This window comes from Flavobacterium kingsejongi (assembly GCF_003076475.1).
GTDB classification, from domain to species: Bacteria; Bacteroidota; Bacteroidia; order Flavobacteriales; family Flavobacteriaceae; genus Flavobacterium; species Flavobacterium kingsejongi.
In genome coordinates this window covers 1,689,988-1,705,834 of sequence record NZ_CP020919.1, presented here as the reverse complement: position 1 = coordinate 1,705,834, position 15,847 = coordinate 1,689,988, and the positions used below count along the sequence as shown (strand labels likewise).

At 41.5% G+C, this 15,847-nt stretch carries 9 protein-coding genes; 1 reads left to right on the top strand and 8 read right to left on the bottom strand.

Annotated elements, in window-relative coordinates:
• Positions 1-109 precede the first annotated feature (109 nt).
• Complete coding sequence (locus FK004_RS07400) at positions 110-1,294, top strand: Pycsar system effector family protein (RefSeq protein ID WP_108736685.1); 1,185 nt, start codon at positions 110-112, stop codon at positions 1,292-1,294.
• A gap of 53 nt (positions 1,295-1,347) precedes the next feature.
• On the opposite strand, the gene FK004_RS07395 is transcribed toward FK004_RS07400, so the two are convergent.
• The 8 genes from FK004_RS07395 to FK004_RS07360 all read right to left on the bottom strand — a co-directional run bounded on the left by FK004_RS07395 (position 1,348) and on the right by FK004_RS07360 (position 15,832).
• Positions 1,348-3,708, bottom strand: a complete 2,361-nt coding sequence (locus FK004_RS07395; protein WP_108736684.1) for a GAF domain-containing protein — start codon at positions 3,706-3,708, stop codon at positions 1,348-1,350.
• Between the two features lie 307 nt (positions 3,709-4,015).
• A complete protein-coding gene (locus tag FK004_RS07390; protein WP_108736683.1) occupies positions 4,016-5,377 on the bottom strand; it encodes an alpha-amylase family glycosyl hydrolase in 1,362 nt (453 codons plus the stop codon).
• 10 nt (positions 5,378-5,387) lie between these two features.
• Entirely contained in the window at positions 5,388-7,058 is a 1,671-nt protein-coding gene (locus FK004_RS07385) for an alpha-amylase family glycosyl hydrolase (protein ID WP_108736682.1), read from the bottom strand.
• On the bottom strand, positions 7,058-9,451 hold the full coding sequence (locus FK004_RS07380) for a glycoside hydrolase family 31 protein (protein ID WP_108736681.1): 2,394 nt from the start codon (positions 9,449-9,451) through the stop codon (positions 7,058-7,060). Before FK004_RS07380 ends, FK004_RS07385 begins: the two co-directional genes overlap by 1 nt.
• A 70-nt stretch (positions 9,452-9,521) precedes the next feature.
• Complete coding sequence (locus tag FK004_RS07375) at positions 9,522-11,366, bottom strand: glycoside hydrolase family 13 protein (RefSeq protein WP_108736680.1); 1,845 nt, start codon at positions 11,364-11,366, stop codon at positions 9,522-9,524.
• A 112-nt stretch (positions 11,367-11,478) separates the two neighbouring features.
• Entirely contained in the window at positions 11,479-13,788 is a 2,310-nt protein-coding gene (locus FK004_RS07370; protein ID WP_108736679.1) for a glycoside hydrolase family 65 protein, read from the bottom strand.
• 1 nt (position 13,789) lies between these two features.
• Positions 13,790-14,446, bottom strand: a complete 657-nt coding sequence (gene pgmB, locus FK004_RS07365; protein ID WP_108736678.1) for a beta-phosphoglucomutase — start codon at positions 14,444-14,446, stop codon at positions 13,790-13,792.
• Positions 14,447-14,470: 24 nt separating this feature from the next.
• On the bottom strand, positions 14,471-15,832 hold the full coding sequence (locus FK004_RS07360; RefSeq protein WP_108736677.1) for an MFS transporter: 1,362 nt from the start codon (positions 15,830-15,832) through the stop codon (positions 14,471-14,473).
• Positions 15,833-15,847: the final 15 nt, after the last annotated feature.

Here is a 15,847-nt window from a genome sequence, read left to right as displayed (position 1 = left end):
TGCAAAAAAATCACAATCAGCATATACTTTAATGCTGTTATATTTCGTTTATTGCTCCTGTAAACCCAAAATAATTTCATAATTTGGTAGTGTTTTAATTTCATACTGTATGGATATCGTTCAAAAAGCCGAGGATTTTGTTTTCCAGTTATTCAAAGATAGATTATCTTCCTCTTATATTTATCATAATTTTAATCATACTTTACGGGTTGTAAACAGCAGTAAGGTTCTTATTGAGGGCGAGAAGATTGGGCCTGAGGATGCGGAAATACTACTTTTATGTGCCTGGCTTCACGACACCGGTTATATTGATGGTTATGAAAAGCATGAAGCCAATAGTATTGCCATTGCAACTGATTTTCTACAGCAAAATAACTATCCCCAGGAACGAATTGATAAAGTTGCTGCCCTGATCCGTGTTACGGAACTGTGTGTCCAACCGGAGACTCTTTTGGAAAAAATCATCCGCGATGCGGACTGTTCCCATTTTGCAGATAAAAATTACCTTGAAATTTCTGAATTGCTGCGGGAAGAATGGAAACTCACCCAGGACAAAGAGTATTCCAACTCCGAATGGAACCTTGGCAATCGCGATATGCTGACCCAAAAACACCGTTTTTATACTGATTTCGCCAAAAAGAACTGGCAGCCCGGAAAGGATAAGAATACTGCTTTATTGCAGGAGAAAATATCCAAACCCAAAAAAGGTAAGAATAAGAAGATGAAAACCATCCTCAATCAGAAGAAGCTGGAGAAATTCGATGCTCCGGAACGCGGTATCGATACCATGTTTCGGGTGACCCTGAGCAATCATACCCGACTGAGCGATATTGCAGACAGCAAGGCCAACATCCTGTTATCGGTAAATGCTATTATTATTTCGATTGCCTTGTCGACTTTAATCCCAAAACTCGACAGCCCTACGAATGCACACTTGGTCTACCCTACTTTTATCATGCTGATTTTTAGCGTAATTTCCATTATTTTTGCCATACTGTCCACCCGTCCCAAAGTAACCAGCGGAACGTTTACCCGTAAGGATATTGAAGACCAAAAAGTCAATTTGCTGTTCTTTGGGAATTTTTATAAAATGCCACTGGAAGAATACCTCTGGGCGGTAAATGTTATGATGAAAGACAAAGAATACCTGTACAATTCGATGATTAAAGATTTGTACTTCCTGGGCTTGGTGCTCAACAGAAAATACAAATTGCTGCGCATTACCTATATGGTATTTATGGTCGGTATCATTGCTTCTGTAGTAGCCTTTGTAATGGCATTCCGTTCCCTTTAAGCATAAACCAATAAAAAACAATGCCCCGGATAGTTTATCCGGGGCATTGTTTTTTAATTCAGTTCTTCCAAAAGATCCTGATAGGTATAGGATAGTTTTTCTATTTCTTCCTGGTACAATACGCTGATCCGTAACGCCCGAAGTCCTGTCACTCCCTGAAGATCCTCAACTTCCAGCTTCTCCACATCCATTCCTAAAATATTTTTATGCTGCAGGAATTCGATATAGCGACGGTATTCCGTTTCTTCATGATTCTGGGAATATACAATCGTAATCTTACCTTTCTCTGTAATCCTTTGATTGGTTCCTTTGACATTCGCTTTATCGATTCGTTTTTTCACTACTTCGTAACGCGCATTATATGTACCATCCACGTCAAAACGTTTTTCATCCATCCTGAAACGAATGGATATTGCGCTGCTGAAGACTAAGATCAGTGAAGTCACGTCCAGATCATACGGAAGGCTGGGGCGCAACCTGAAATATTCGTTTTCCAACTCACACATGGCCTGAAGCTGCCATAAGCGTAAATTGCTTAGGTAAATGGTATTGTAAGGCTGCTGAGGCGCAATGGAAGCCCCTATGTATAAATTGTGCTCTACACCATCCGTTTTAAATCTTTCGTAATAATGTGGAAAATATGTTTGCGCCATTTCCTGTTTCTGATCCAGTATATAGGCCATTTTTTTATTAATGACGGACAGCGTTTTGTCAAAATCTTTCCGGGCTGCATAAATCATATTGATCTTTGGATCCAGTGCTTCAAAATACTGTAAGATCAATGCATTTACATTGCCACCATTGGATTTAAAATGCTCCAATATCGGATGGATCTCATCCACAATATAGTTTTGTATTTGCGATTCGGTGTCTGCTTTCAGGTTGAGCTGCAATTGTTTTTCTAATTGCCCCAGTTCAAAAACATTCTGTTGCACTACTGGAAGATCCATGTTTTTTCCAATGTATCCAAAAAGCGTTTGCAAAAGGGACAATTGCGTCGTAAGGTCTTTTTGGATCGCTTCATTTCGCGCAGTAGACGACCCCTTAATATCAATTTGCCCGTATAAAGGAATTACTTCCTTAAAAACAATTTCCTTAAAGGCAAGGCTGTTGGTACGATCTGCCACATGCAGCAAAGCTTCATCCCGGAACTTCCAGTACACACTTGGATGGATGGCCGTATATTCTTTTTGAATAATAGCATCGATCTGGTTTTGCAAGTCGGAATAATGCCTGTCAATTGTATCAACCAGGAATGGCAGCACAAAATCCAATTTATTGGCATTGATACTATTTAACTCCCGAGGCTGAGCGGAGACTAATTCAATAACGCCTAATATCCTCTCATTTTTCACAAGTGGCGCAAAAATACAGCTCCTGATATTCTGGGAAAGCAGGTGTGTTGTAAAGCGTGCTTCTTCCGGATGCTCATCTGCATAAGCCTGTACATCCGAAATGATAAAGTATTTTTGTTCGCTTACCAAAGTATCATAGGAACAATCACACAAAAAACTATCACAATCGGTGTTGTCATCGGCCAGGATATGGCTTTTGATTCCCTTTTCAAAAGGAATGCTTACAAATTTTGCTTCTACAGCATTAAAGGCTGTAAACCCGATTTCAAGATCGGACATTCTATAAATCGACCGGAAAATTGACGTAAGGTTTTCCTGATTTATTTCGCTCTTTTCTTCCAGGCTCAGTAAAGTACTTTTCAGGTTGGAAATCGAACTTTCTATGGTAGCATCGAAAAGGGTCATAATCCCAAATCCTTTTAAGATCCAGCTTTCATTCGGAAACTTCTCTTTCCAGAGTTCCAGGTTGTCAAAACTATCAGCCAGCAGTAATATATCTTCCGGAGTGATAGGCACTGCTTTTTCGGTCGGTATTACTTCGATAAAATCGGCATTGTAGAGAATCCTGTAGTGTTTTATTATACCATCGGCATCCGGGATATCATAAAATAAAGGTTTTGCAAAGTCGAAATGCTGCCCATAGTAGGAATTCAGAATCATACAACAACTGAAAACATAAAACTGGTGTTCATCGAAATTTCGTATGCTGATATCAAAATCAGGGCCTGCCTGATCCATTATTCTGGTAAAACGCCCGGAATAATTAAATGTAATATCCTGGAACGGTATACTAACCGCTTTTATTTCGTTATTGCTCAATGCTGTAGGGAATAAATCAGCCAGCAGGTATTGTATAAGTACGCTATGTTCTTCAATCTGTGCCAGAGATGCTATTCCGTCCCGAAGTTCCGGAAACGGCTCAATCTCTTTCAGCAATGCTTTGGCATAATTGGCACGGTAATCCACATCTGTCAATGCTATTTCTTCCAGGCTTTCAATTACTTTATGAAAGGAGATTTGTAACTTGAAAGGGTTTTCCGTGTAATCGGTAGTCTTCATAATCGGGGATTCGAAATTGGATACAAAATTACGAAATGATTGGGTTCAAAATTAAAATCTGCATAATTTTTATCTATGCCCATACTAAAACATCGCCGCACACGTTTGATTAGGTTTTTCTTTATTTTATCCGCTGCAAGATCCCTTGATCTGTAGTATTACGGGTATTAAAAATCCAACATTCTACCGAAATCGTATTTGTTGGCAACAGCTACTACGCTGTTATCTGGCAAGTTGTATTCATCCTAAAATAAAAGTGGCTGTCCCACGCTTTGTGAAACAGCCCCTTTTATAACTTCTTTTGGAATTATTGTTTTACTAATATTTTATACTCCCAAGGCTGGTAGGTATACTTCTGATCCTGGGATAGGGTAACTTTCGTACCTTTCATATAATCCAGGTATACGCCACTTACCGGCACTGTAAAGGATTGTGCCGCTTTGGTCAGGTTTCCGATAAACAGGACTTCCTGGTTGTCTTTACTTCTGTTGAAAGCCAGGACATTTAAATCGGAAGAAGTGGCAATACGTTTATAGGCTGCTGCTTTTTTTCCACCGTTTAAAGCCGGATTCTCATTTTTCAGTTTACCCAATTTTTCATATACGGGATACATTTTCCCTTTATCATGTGTAATCTGGTCTTTCTCGAAAAATTTCAACCGTACTTTGGAATCGTATTCCTGCCCGTTATAAATCAAAGGCATTCCCGGAGTCATATAAGTTAACGCTGCAAAAAGTTCTACGGCATCGCCCATTCTCTCATATTCGGTTCCCGACCAGGTATTCTCATCGTGGTTGGACGTAAAGTTCATTTTAAAATCATCCGGCTGTAGCAGCGAGTCATTTTTACGGATGTAATCGTCATAGGCTTTTACATTTTTTTTGCCCTGTGCGATATCATTGGTAATATGATGCAGTTCCCAGCCATATACGACATCAAATGCTTTTTCAAGTAAATCGGCATTTTCGGTTTCGCCTAACATAAAGAGCGTCTTTCCAGGAGCAATTTTACCCACTGCGTCATTCCAGAAATCGGTAGGCACTTCATGCGCCATATCACAACGGAATCCATCAATATTAAAATCGGTTACCCAATAACTCATTTCGGACACCATTGCTTTTCGCACTTCCGGATTGGCATAATCCAGTTCTGCTACATCGGTCCAGTCATAAGGAGAAACCAGATTCCCTTTTTTATCTTTTACATAATAATCCGGATGTTCTGTAATCCAAGGATGATCCCAGGCGGTATGATTCGCTACCCAGTCCATGATGACATAAATTCCATTCTCATGTGCTGTGGCAATCAGTTTTTTAAAATCTTCTTTGGTACCAAATTCCGGATTGATCCCGCGGTAATCACGAATGGAATAATAACTCCCCAATCCTTCCTTACGATTTTTCTCGCCTATAGGATATACGGGCATTACCCAAAGTACTTTTACCCCCAGTTCTTTAAGCTTCGGAATATCTTTGGTAAAAGCTTCAAAAGTACCTTCGGGAGAATATTGTCGGATATTGGCTTCATAGATTACGGCATTCTCTGCCTTATCATGGGTGTACGGCACAAAGGCGGTTGTTTTTTCTTCGTCTTTCCCTGTTGTTGCTTCTTTTTTACAACTGCTTAGTGTTGCTATCAATAGCGCGGCAATAAGTGTGTGTTTTATCATTATCAATTGTTTATTTTTTCTTTACTTCTAATAATAGTATGGTGAAATCGGTATCCAGTGTTACTTTCCCGTTTTTTACTGTGGCTGTTTTTCCGGAATAGGCATCGCGTACTACAGTTCCATTTTTAAAAATTGTACCCGTTGGTATTTCCTTTTTGCCTTTTGCCAACTCCAGTCCGATCACTACCGCATCCTGGAATTGGGCTTTGGAATAGGTTCTTGAAAATACATACGGCGCTTTGGAAATCAGCGCATGTATACCTGCTCCAACCGCTGGATGGTTGGCACGAAATTGCCCCAGTTTCTGCCAATGCAATAATGTGGCAGCAGTCTTAGGATTATTTTTGATATCATCCCAGTTCATGAACGAGCGTAGAGTAGCATCGCCAACGGCATCTTTTATTTCCAATGATCTTGCGGTTTCATCCCCATAATATACCTGGGATATCCCGGGAGTCAGCAGCAGTTTATTCGCAGCTTCTTCATTTTTAGTCCTTGATTTGTCAAATGGTGCACCATCATCATGGCTGGTCATATAGTTCATGACAGTGTTCCCTTTTAAGCCCTTGTTCAGGATATTTGAATATTTGGCAAAAATGGTTTCATAGTCCTGTACTGCATCATATTTCAGTTCGAAGTTGATCAGTGCCGTGAAACCATTTGCATAATAATCTACTTTTTTATCTCCGAAATCGTATAATTTTTCACTGCTTATATTGTAATTGTAGACTTCACCAACAGTAAAAAATGGATTATCGTCCAACACTTTGACAGGATTATTTTTCTTCCATAAGGCAAATGCATAATCACATTGTTTGCTGAAATCACTCCATACATATTCCTCGGTGTGTTTTACCGTATCTGCACGATAGCCATCGACTCCATAATCTGAAATATAATCTGTAAGCCATTTGATAATATAATAACGCGGGGCTCTTGGATAACCGGTACGCGCAAAAAAGGCATCAAGTTCTTTTACTTCCTGGTCGTAGCGCCCTTCTTTTTTCCATTTTTCAACCAAAAACTGTGGCAAAGCTACCTCAGCATTACTGTCGGTACGAATGTCCGGGAGGTTTTTTACTAAGGTACAACTGATGGTATTCAGGTAACTGTTGTAGGTACATTCCGGTGAGGTCCGCACCCACTCCTGAGGCCACACTGTATCTTCTTTTGTCACAGGCCCGGTGTGGTTTATCACACCATCCAGGACAATTCGGATCCCATTTTTATGGGCTTTATCGACTAACTCTGCCAGGTCTTTTTCAGTTCCGAAATTAGGGTCTAATTTAGTCCAGTCCCGGGCCCAATAGCCGTGGAATCCATAGGAGTTTCCTGTACCTTCATCTGTAGCTCCGTGAATTTGCTCTACTACGGGAGTAAACCAAATAGCATTAATTCCCAGTTCGCGGAAATAGCCTTCGTCAATTTTCTGGATGATCCCCCGGATGTCACCTCCTTCAAATCCACGAAGGACTCCCGTAGGTTCCGTACGGTTCAGGGTAACATCATTTGTAGTATCGCCGTTATTAAAACGGTCGGTCAACAGGAAATAAAGATTCGCTCCCTCCCACACAAAAGGAGTTTCCGATTTTGAGAGCTTCTTTTTCCCGCCCTGCTGCGCAAAAGCGGCAATGGACAGCATGAGTACTAAAAGGAGTAAGGTAATGTTGTATTTTTTCATTATTCTGCTAATTGAATGGTTACCTGGGTGGGTGCGCCCTGTGATGCTTTCAGCACCACTTCCAGTACCTGGGTTTTAGGATTCCAGGTGAATTTCTTTACTTTTTTATCGTCAATCGTAATTTTTTTCGGTTTTGCTTTCAGTTGGTGCACGATCAGGTTGATTCTTTTTTCCTCCGGCAAATACTGATTTCCGTTATGAGTTGCTGCTCTTACAGTTAGTGTTGTATCCTCTTTGCTGTAGGTTCCTGTAAAACGTAGGGTTTCATATTTTCCTTTCTCAAAGGCATTCGGGGTTACGCCATCGTCATTATACAGATCGTAGGTACTCTGATTTTTATTTTCGTCGAAATAAAAATGAAGGTTAAAACTTTTCAACGTATACTCTTCTGTAGACTGTATGGTTTTAATCATCGGAACAAAAGAGCCACTCCGTACAAAAACCGGAATATGATCGGGTGCTACGGTCACCCATTGGCGTTGTCCGCCATAGTGTTTTTTCCCTGAAAAAAAATCGATCCAGTTGCTTCCCTTTGGGAAATATACTTCCCGCACTGTAATTCCGGGTTTGGTAATCGGGGCGGCCAACAGGTTTGCTCCCCAGAGGTATTCATCGGAAATGGCAAGTGCGGTATCGCTATTATCTTCAAAGAATACCGGACGCATCAGCGGTGTCCCTTTTTGGTTGTTTTCAAATGCTGCCGAATAATTATAGGGCAATAACTGATAACGAAGTTCAATTGCTTTCTTAGCCAGTGCTTTTGTTTTAGGTTCCCTGAAAACGGGTTCGGGTGGCACGGATTCCTGCGCATGGGGCCGGAAAATAGGTTGGAAAACACCATATTGCAACCATCGCACATACAATTCATTGTCGAGGTTATCGCCGGCAAATCCTCCTAAATCAGAATGCATATATCCTAATCCCTGCATTCCCATCTGCATGGCGATTTCCGGTTGTGCCTGTAAGCCTCCCCAGCTTCTGCCCACATCTCCCGACCACGGAATCATCCCAAACCGTTGTGATCCGGAATATCCGGAACGCATCAGTATAAAAGGGCGCTGTTCCGGAAAATCTTTACGATACCCCTCATAAACGACCTGCGCCCAATTGTGCCCATAAATATTATGGACCTCATCGGCAGTTCCTGTGGCATGGGTAACATAGGACGGATGTACTTCGGGCTCTCCAAGATCACCCCACCAGCCACTCACGCCAATCGTATTTAGCTCTTTATAAATATCCCAGAACCATTTGCGGCTCTCCGTCTTAAAAATATCAACCAAGCCTGTATTCCCAAAATAAAAATCATACGTGTACGGTTTTCCAAGGGAATCGGAGGCTACTATCCCTTTTTCCACAACTTCATTCCAACGCTTGGAAGTCGTTAATATAAAAGGTTCGGTCACCAATATCGTTTTTACATTTTTCTGCTTTAGATCGGTGATCATTTTCTTCGGATTCGGGAAAGAGTCCTTTAAGAATTCGAGGTTGCCCATTGTCCCCTGCACGGTCTTTCCAAACCAATATAGATCCAAAACAATAGCATCCACCGGAATTTTTTCAGCCCGGAATTTATCGATGACAGCCGTGGTTTCCTTTTGGGAATGGTAGCCAAACCTGCTGGAGAAATTTCCAAACGCCCAACGCGGTGGTAATGGTTGCCTTCCCGTTAACAGCGTATAATTCCCTACCAGTTCTTCCCAGGAATCTCCAACAATCACCTGATAAGTTTTACGTCCACTAATGGTTTCATATTCCAGGGTATTTTCTTTTTTGCTATCCAAATCCAAATAACCGATGGGTGCATTATCAAAATGTACCGCATACAATTTGGAGGACAATACCATCGGGATGGAAAAATTCATCAGCTCCGAACGATCACCATAACCATAATGGGCGCGATTGTACAATTGCAAGCGGTTTCCCCTACGGTTCATGCCCAGTACACGTTCGCCACCGCCATATAATGCTTCCGTTTCCTCAATAGAAAAACGAATGGCTTCGGTACTGTCTTTCTTGACATAACCTTCCTTTTCGGAAAGCACTATTTTATCCTTATAGCTATAGGAGATTTGAAATGGGGAAAATTGAATCCGCATTTTTATTCCTTCCGTTCCGTATTCCAACGCATTTTTATCTTCGGAAAGCACCGGAATAGCTTTTCCCGGAGCCAGCACTACGGCATGTGATTTGGCATTGTAGCTTTCTCCAGCGGGAATAAACGTCGTTTCTATTATTTGCGAAGTGTAAAATTGGATCCTATAGCTCCCATCCGAAGTTTGCACTTCCAGATGATTTCCATCTACTGTATGCCCCAGATAGCTGCGTGTTTCATTTTGGGTGTACGCACTACTGGTTAGCAGGAGGAATACTACAATTAATTGTTTTATCATTTCTTTTACGATTTAGATCATGCTGATTGGCAGGTAAAACCGGGCAATTTTGAGTACCCGGTATAATGGCTTATTGCAATTCCAGAATCAGTATTGATTTTGGTTCCATTTTGATTTCTTTTTGCAGGCCTATTGCCTGCTTTGAGATTACATCTTCACCTTTGGTAAAACTTCCGATGTTCTCTTTAAAACGATCTGTAGCAACAGTTTGTTGTGTTGCATTGTTATTGATGAGCACCATTACGGTTTCTCCTTCAATTGTCCTAAAATACACAAAAACATTGTTTTCCGGAATGTAATTGGTGGTTTTTCCGTACTGAACGGCTTTGCTGGTTTTACGCCATTGGAATACTTTGGCCGTAAAATCGAAGTATTTGTTTTGCGCTGCTGTCCTTCCGGCTTTGGTAAAGGCATTGTTGGTATCCCCTTTCCATCCCCCCGGAAAATCCTGACGGATGTCTGCATCACCTTTGTCTTTGTCACCTGCCATGCCTATTTCAGATCCGTAATACAATTGTGGAATTCCACGAACGGTGGCAATAAGCCCAATGGCCATTTTATATTTTGACAAATCATTCTTATAGCTATGATTGAAACGGGCAGTATCATGGTTTTCGATAAAAGTCAGGATACTGTTGATGTTTGGATACAGAAAATCATTGGTAAAGTTCTCATAAATCCGGATCATGCCTTTATCCCATTGGGCATCATTTTCATTGAAAGCCACTCCCAAAGCATCATGTAAGGTAAAATCCATTACAGTAGGCAGGTGGGAATTGTAGTTTTGTATGGCTCCGATTTTACTGTCTTTTTGCCAATAGGCCATCTGTGCCTGATCATGCATCCATACTTCGCCGGCAATATTGAAATTCGGATATTCGTCAGTAATGGCTTTGGTCCATTTCGCAATGGCTGTTTTGTCATTATACGAATAGGTATCTACCCTAAAACCTCCTAAATCGGCGTACTCAATCCACCAGATGGCATTTTGCGTCAGGTAATTCAGCACTAACGGATTGGATTGATTCAGATCGGGCATGGATTTTACAAACCAGCCATCCATACAATACTTTGCATCGATTGCTGCTGCATTGGTATCAAATTGTGTGGTCATACGGTAATTGGTTTGCCCATATCCTGGAAACTGGTGGATCCAGTCGTAGCTTGGCAAATCTTTGATCATCCAGTGTTCTGCTCCCCAGTGATTGGTCACATAGTCCATTACCAGTTTAATGCCTTTGTTTTTCGCTGCTGCGGATAAACGAAGATAATCCTCATTCGTCCCGTAACGCGGATCTATTTTGTACACATCCGACTGTGCATAGCCGTGATAAGACCCCTGTGGATCATTGTCTTCGGAAAGCGGTGTATTCCAAAGTGCGGTTACTCCCAGCTCCTGCAGGTAATCCAGGTGGTTGATAATCCCTTCGATATCCCCACCGTGACGCCCGTTAGGAAGGTTTCGGTTTCCTTTTTCTAAGGTCCATTTGCTGCTGTCATTGTCCGGATTGCCATTCGCAAAACGGTCGGGCATGATCAGGTACATCATGTCGGAAGCATCATAGCTCTTTCGTTGTGCCGAATTGGCATTTCTATTTTTGAGGGTATAAGGCTGCTTAAAAGCCACTTTATTTTTGTCTTTGAAGGTGAAAACAAAATCAGAAGCGGGAATATCTTTGGTATCAATGGTAATAAAAATATAGTTTGGATTTTCGGTCTTTACTACATTTTTAATGGTAATATTATTGGAAACGGAGGCTTCATAACGGGCAATATTTTTTCCGTAAAACATAATCTGTAATTCGGGATTGTGCATATTGCTCCACCAGAAAGGTGGTTCTACTTTATCGATTTGCGCTGCTACCGAAAAGGTAACACACAAAAACAGTACATAAATTTTAGAAAGAAACTTCATCTTTTCAACTATTAAAATTTCACAAGTACACTATAGTACATTGCGGGTAATATTTAAAAAGTAAGATCGGGAGGCAACTCCCAACCTTACTCTTTTGTAGTAATGGGTTATTTTAAACGGTAACCTCTGCATTCGGTGTTACGGTAATTGCCTCTCCGTTTACAAAAACGGTGAGTTCCTGCGTACCTTCCAAAGTGAATCGGGTTTCATTTGCAGCGACAAAAACCTGAAGAATCTGGTTCCTGAAATTGATTTTGAAACTATAGCCTTCCCATTGTTCTGGTATTCTCGGTTCAAAATGCAGCGCATCATTTTTTACACGCATTCCGCCAAACCCTTCTACAATACTCATCCAGGTTCCGGCCATACTGGTGATGTGGCATCCTTCTTCTACTTCTTTGTTATAATCGTCAAGATCTAATCGGGAAGTCCTGAGATAAAAAGTATACGCCTGTTCCATTCTTCCTAAAGCGGAAGCCTGTATGGAGTGTACACAGGGTGACAGTGACGATTCATGAACGGTAAATGGCTCATAGAAGTCGAAGTGTTTTTCCAGTTCTGCTTTCGAAAAATGATCTTCGAAGAAATAGAATCCCTGCAATACGTCCGCCTGTTTGATGTAAGGCGAGCGCAATATCCTGTCCCAGGACCATTTTTGGTTGATCGGGCGTTGTGACTTATCGAGGTCTGCCACTTTTACCAGGTCTTTATCCAGGAAACCATCTTGTTGCAGGTACACATCATGTGCTTCAGAATAGGGAAGGTACATGTTGTCGGCAACTTTTCGCCACAATTGCAGTTCTGCTTCTGTGATGTTCGCTTTCTCGGTAATACGTTTGTGATCGGAAGGATATTCCAATGCCACTTTCTTCAATTGCTCAACCGTATAATCGATACACCATTTTGCTAAATAATTCGTATAAAAATTATTATTGACATTATTTTCATATTCATTAGGGCCTGTTACGCCCAGGATCACGTACTGGTTTTTATCGGTAGAATAGGTCGCTCTTTGTTGCCAAAAACGTGCGATAGCTACTAAAACTTCTAATCCTTTTTCCGGGATATAACTGTAATCCCCGGTGAATCGGTAATAGTTAAAGATGGCAAAAGCAATCGCTCCATTACGGTGGATTTCTTCAAAGGTAATCTCCCATTCGTTATGGCATTCTTCTCCGTTCATCGTTACCATAGGATAGAGGGCTGCGCCATCTTTGAATCCTAATTTGGTTGCATTTTCAATGGCTTTATCCAACTGATTGTAGCGGTAGGTCAATAGGTTCCGGGCTACTTGCTGGTCTTTGGTCGCCATGTAAAAAGGAATACAATATGCTTCGGTATCCCAATAGGTTGATCCACCATATTTTTCTCCGGTGAATCCTTTAGGCCCGATATTCAATCGGGAATCCTTACCAAGATAAGTCTGATTCAGCTGGAAGATATTAAATCGGATGCCCTGTTGTGCTTTTACATCGCCATCAATGGTGATATCTGACATTTCCCAGATTTTCGCCCATGCTGCTACCTGCTCCTGTAATAATGTTTCATATCCTTTGGCTACTGCTGTGGCAATAACGTTACGGGCTGCCGAGATCAGTTCCTCATTCTCATGATTGAGCGAAACGGTATAACCGCCAAATTTCTGGATCGCTGATTTTTCGCCTTTGGCTACCTGAACGCTATAGGTAAAGGTTACCTTATCGGTTCCGGCAACAGTATTTTCCGGAGCAAGCCCGAGGTTTTTACCATTGGAAAAAATACTATTGTGCATAAAAGTCGCCACATTGAAATGGGTCTTGTAGGTTCTTGCTACTACAAAAGCCTCATTCCCGGAATGTTCCACTTCCAGAGCTTCCCAGAATTTCTCTTCCCAGTTGGCATCTTCGTTTTTTACTCCAGCATCGATATAAGGATGGTACACAATGGTAGCCTCCTGGTTTATTGGGGTGATCTCATACTGAATAACCCCAAGCTCATCTTCGTTTAAACTCAGGAATCGACGAATGTCCACCAAAATTTCAACGCCATTTTTCAGGACTGCAGTAAAAGAACGGTGGTACCATCCTTCTTTCATATTCAGTTCCCGTTTGAAATCCCTGACTTCTTTACAGGTATTCAGGTCAAATGCCTCACCATTAATTTCAATGGCAATACCAATCCAGTTGGGTGCGTTTAATACTTTGGCAAAATATTCCGGATATCCGTTTTTCCACCATCCCACTTTTGTTTTGTCCGGATAATAGATCCCGGCGATATAACTTCCCTGAAATGTTTCAGCGGAATAATTCTCTTCAAAATTTGCCCGTTGCCCCATAGCACCGTTCCCGATACTAAAAAGACTTTCGGAGGATTTTACTCGTTCTGCATCAAATCCTTCTTCTATGATTGACCAATTATCTGGTACTATATAATCCTGGTTCATCTTATTTATTAACTAAGGTTTCTAAAAATTTAGTATCTATCTGGGTAAAATCTGTAAACACATATTGTGCTTCGTGTAATACTTTGGCATCTCCAATTCCGATACTCGTCATTCCGGCAGTATTCGCAGCTTGTATTCCGGCTACGGAATCCTCAAAAACAATAGTGTTTTCGGGAGCAGTGTGTAACAATCGTGCCGCGCACAGGAATACTTCAGGATCTGGCTTGGCATTGGTTACATCATTTCCATCAACGATCTCGTCGAAAAAATGGATGATTTTTACCTTTTCCAATATTGGTCGTGCATTCTTACTGGCTGATCCCAGTGCGATGGGCTGATTCGTATCTTTTAGGTATTGTAATACCCTTACAACACCTGGAAGAATCTCACTTTCATCCATTGTAGCCATATAGGTAAGGTAATCGTCATTTTTCTGTACCAACCATTGGTTCTTATCTTCTTCCGATGCTTTTATGTTGCCCAGCTCAAGGATCAGATCCAGCGAGCGTACTCTGCTCACTCCTTTTAGTTGTTCATTATGTTCGTGGGTAAAATCAATTCCGAGGCCACCGGCGATTTTCTGCCAGGCCAGGAAATGGTATTTTGCGGTATCGACAATGACTCCGTCAAGGTCGAATACAAATGCTTTCTTATTCATCAAAAAAAGGTTAAGTAATTTTAATTAGGATTTGATATCATCGACATCTTTTACTTTATAGACCAGGAGTGCCGCTATAATAAAGCTAACGCCACTGGTGATTAAAGCATAGATTGCGTTACCGCCATAGAGGTATTTTACAATCGGTCCACCGATGAGGGCATTGATGATTTGAGGAATCACCACGAAGAAATTGAATATTCCCATGTAGACGCCCATTTTCTTAGGCGTAATAGATCCTGCGAGGATGGCATAAGGCATGGCCAATATACTCGCCCAGGCTACTCCAACGCAAATCATGGAAAGTATGATCCAGTTTTTATCGGGCATAAAGTAAACAGAGATCAGTCCGATTCCCCCGATAATAAGCGACATTGCATGTGTGGATTTCCTACCGATCTTTTTAGCAATCATCGGTAAAAAGAACAAAGCGATTAACGCAGATACCAGATTATATACTCCAAAAAGTACACCTACCCAATCTCCGGCATTCTGATATGCTTTACTGGAAGTGTCCGTTAATGGCAAACCATAAATATGGTGTGCGATAGCCGGCGTGGTAAATACCCACATCCCAAAGAGACCAAACCAGGAGAAAAACTGTACCCAGCTCAACTGCCGCATGGTTGTTGGCATTTTGGCAAAATCAGAAAAGATATCCGTCAGCTTTGCTTTTTCGGCAAACTCTTCCTTGCGCACAGGTTCCTGATGTACATTTTCATCTACAAAATTTGCCAGTTCTGTTGGTGAATATTCCTTGGTGGTTACCAAAGTCACTATAATCGACAAAATAAGGATTGCAGCACCAATAATAAAAGAAAGTGTCAGGTGGAAAGGCACGGCTCCGGGAGCAGCTTCATTGGAAATACCAAACCAGTTGGTCAATACATACGGCATCCAAGAACCGATTACGGCTCCAAAGCCAATCAGTGCGGTCTGTATACTAAATCCTGCAGTACGCTGGTCGGTTCTTAAATTATCACCTACCAAAGCCCGGAACGGTTCCATGGCAATATTAAAGGAGGCATCCATGATCATGAGCATTCCTGCACCTACCCACAATGCGGGAAGTACAGCAATAAAAATATCGGCTTGTGGCATCAGGATTAACCCGACAGAAGCTAAAACAGCTCCTACCAGAAAAAAGGGTTTCCTACGCCCAAAACGACTCCAGGTGTTGTCGCTGTAATGGCCTATAATCGGCTGGACAATCAACCCCATTAATGGTGCGATAATCCAAAACCAGGAAAGCTCATGCACATCGGCACCAAAAATTTGTAGAATTCTGCTTGCGTTGGCATTTTGCAGGGCAAAACCCATCTGTATCCCTAAGAAACCGAAACTCATGTTCCAAATTTCCCAGAAACTTAATCTACGCTTTTCCATTATCGTAATTTGTTG

What these genes read in the sequence shown, in the direction of transcription:
- FK004_RS07360 (WP_108736677.1), bottom strand. Translation starts at nt 15,832, where the DNA reads ATGGAAAAGCGTAGATTAAGTTTCTGGGAAATTTGGAACATGAGTTTC.
- FK004_RS07390 (WP_108736683.1), bottom strand. Translation starts at nt 5,377, where the DNA reads ATGATAAAACACACACTTATTGCCGCGCTATTGATAGCAACACTAAGC.
- FK004_RS07385 (WP_108736682.1), bottom strand. Translation starts at nt 7,058, where the DNA reads ATGAAAAAATACAACATTACCTTACTCCTTTTAGTACTCATGCTGTCC.
- FK004_RS07375 (WP_108736680.1), bottom strand. Translation starts at nt 11,366, where the DNA reads ATGAAGTTTCTTTCTAAAATTTATGTACTGTTTTTGTGTGTTACCTTT.
- FK004_RS07380 (WP_108736681.1), bottom strand. Translation starts at nt 9,451, where the DNA reads ATGATAAAACAATTAATTGTAGTATTCCTCCTGCTAACCAGTAGTGCG.
- FK004_RS07400 (WP_108736685.1), top strand. Translation starts at nt 110, where the DNA reads ATGGATATCGTTCAAAAAGCCGAGGATTTTGTTTTCCAGTTATTCAAA.
- pgmB (WP_108736678.1), bottom strand. Translation starts at nt 14,446, where the DNA reads ATGAATAAGAAAGCATTTGTATTCGACCTTGACGGAGTCATTGTCGAT.
- FK004_RS07395 (WP_108736684.1), bottom strand. Translation starts at nt 3,708, where the DNA reads ATGAAGACTACCGATTACACGGAAAACCCTTTCAAGTTACAAATCTCC.
- FK004_RS07370 (WP_108736679.1), bottom strand. Translation starts at nt 13,788, where the DNA reads ATGAACCAGGATTATATAGTACCAGATAATTGGTCAATCATAGAAGAA.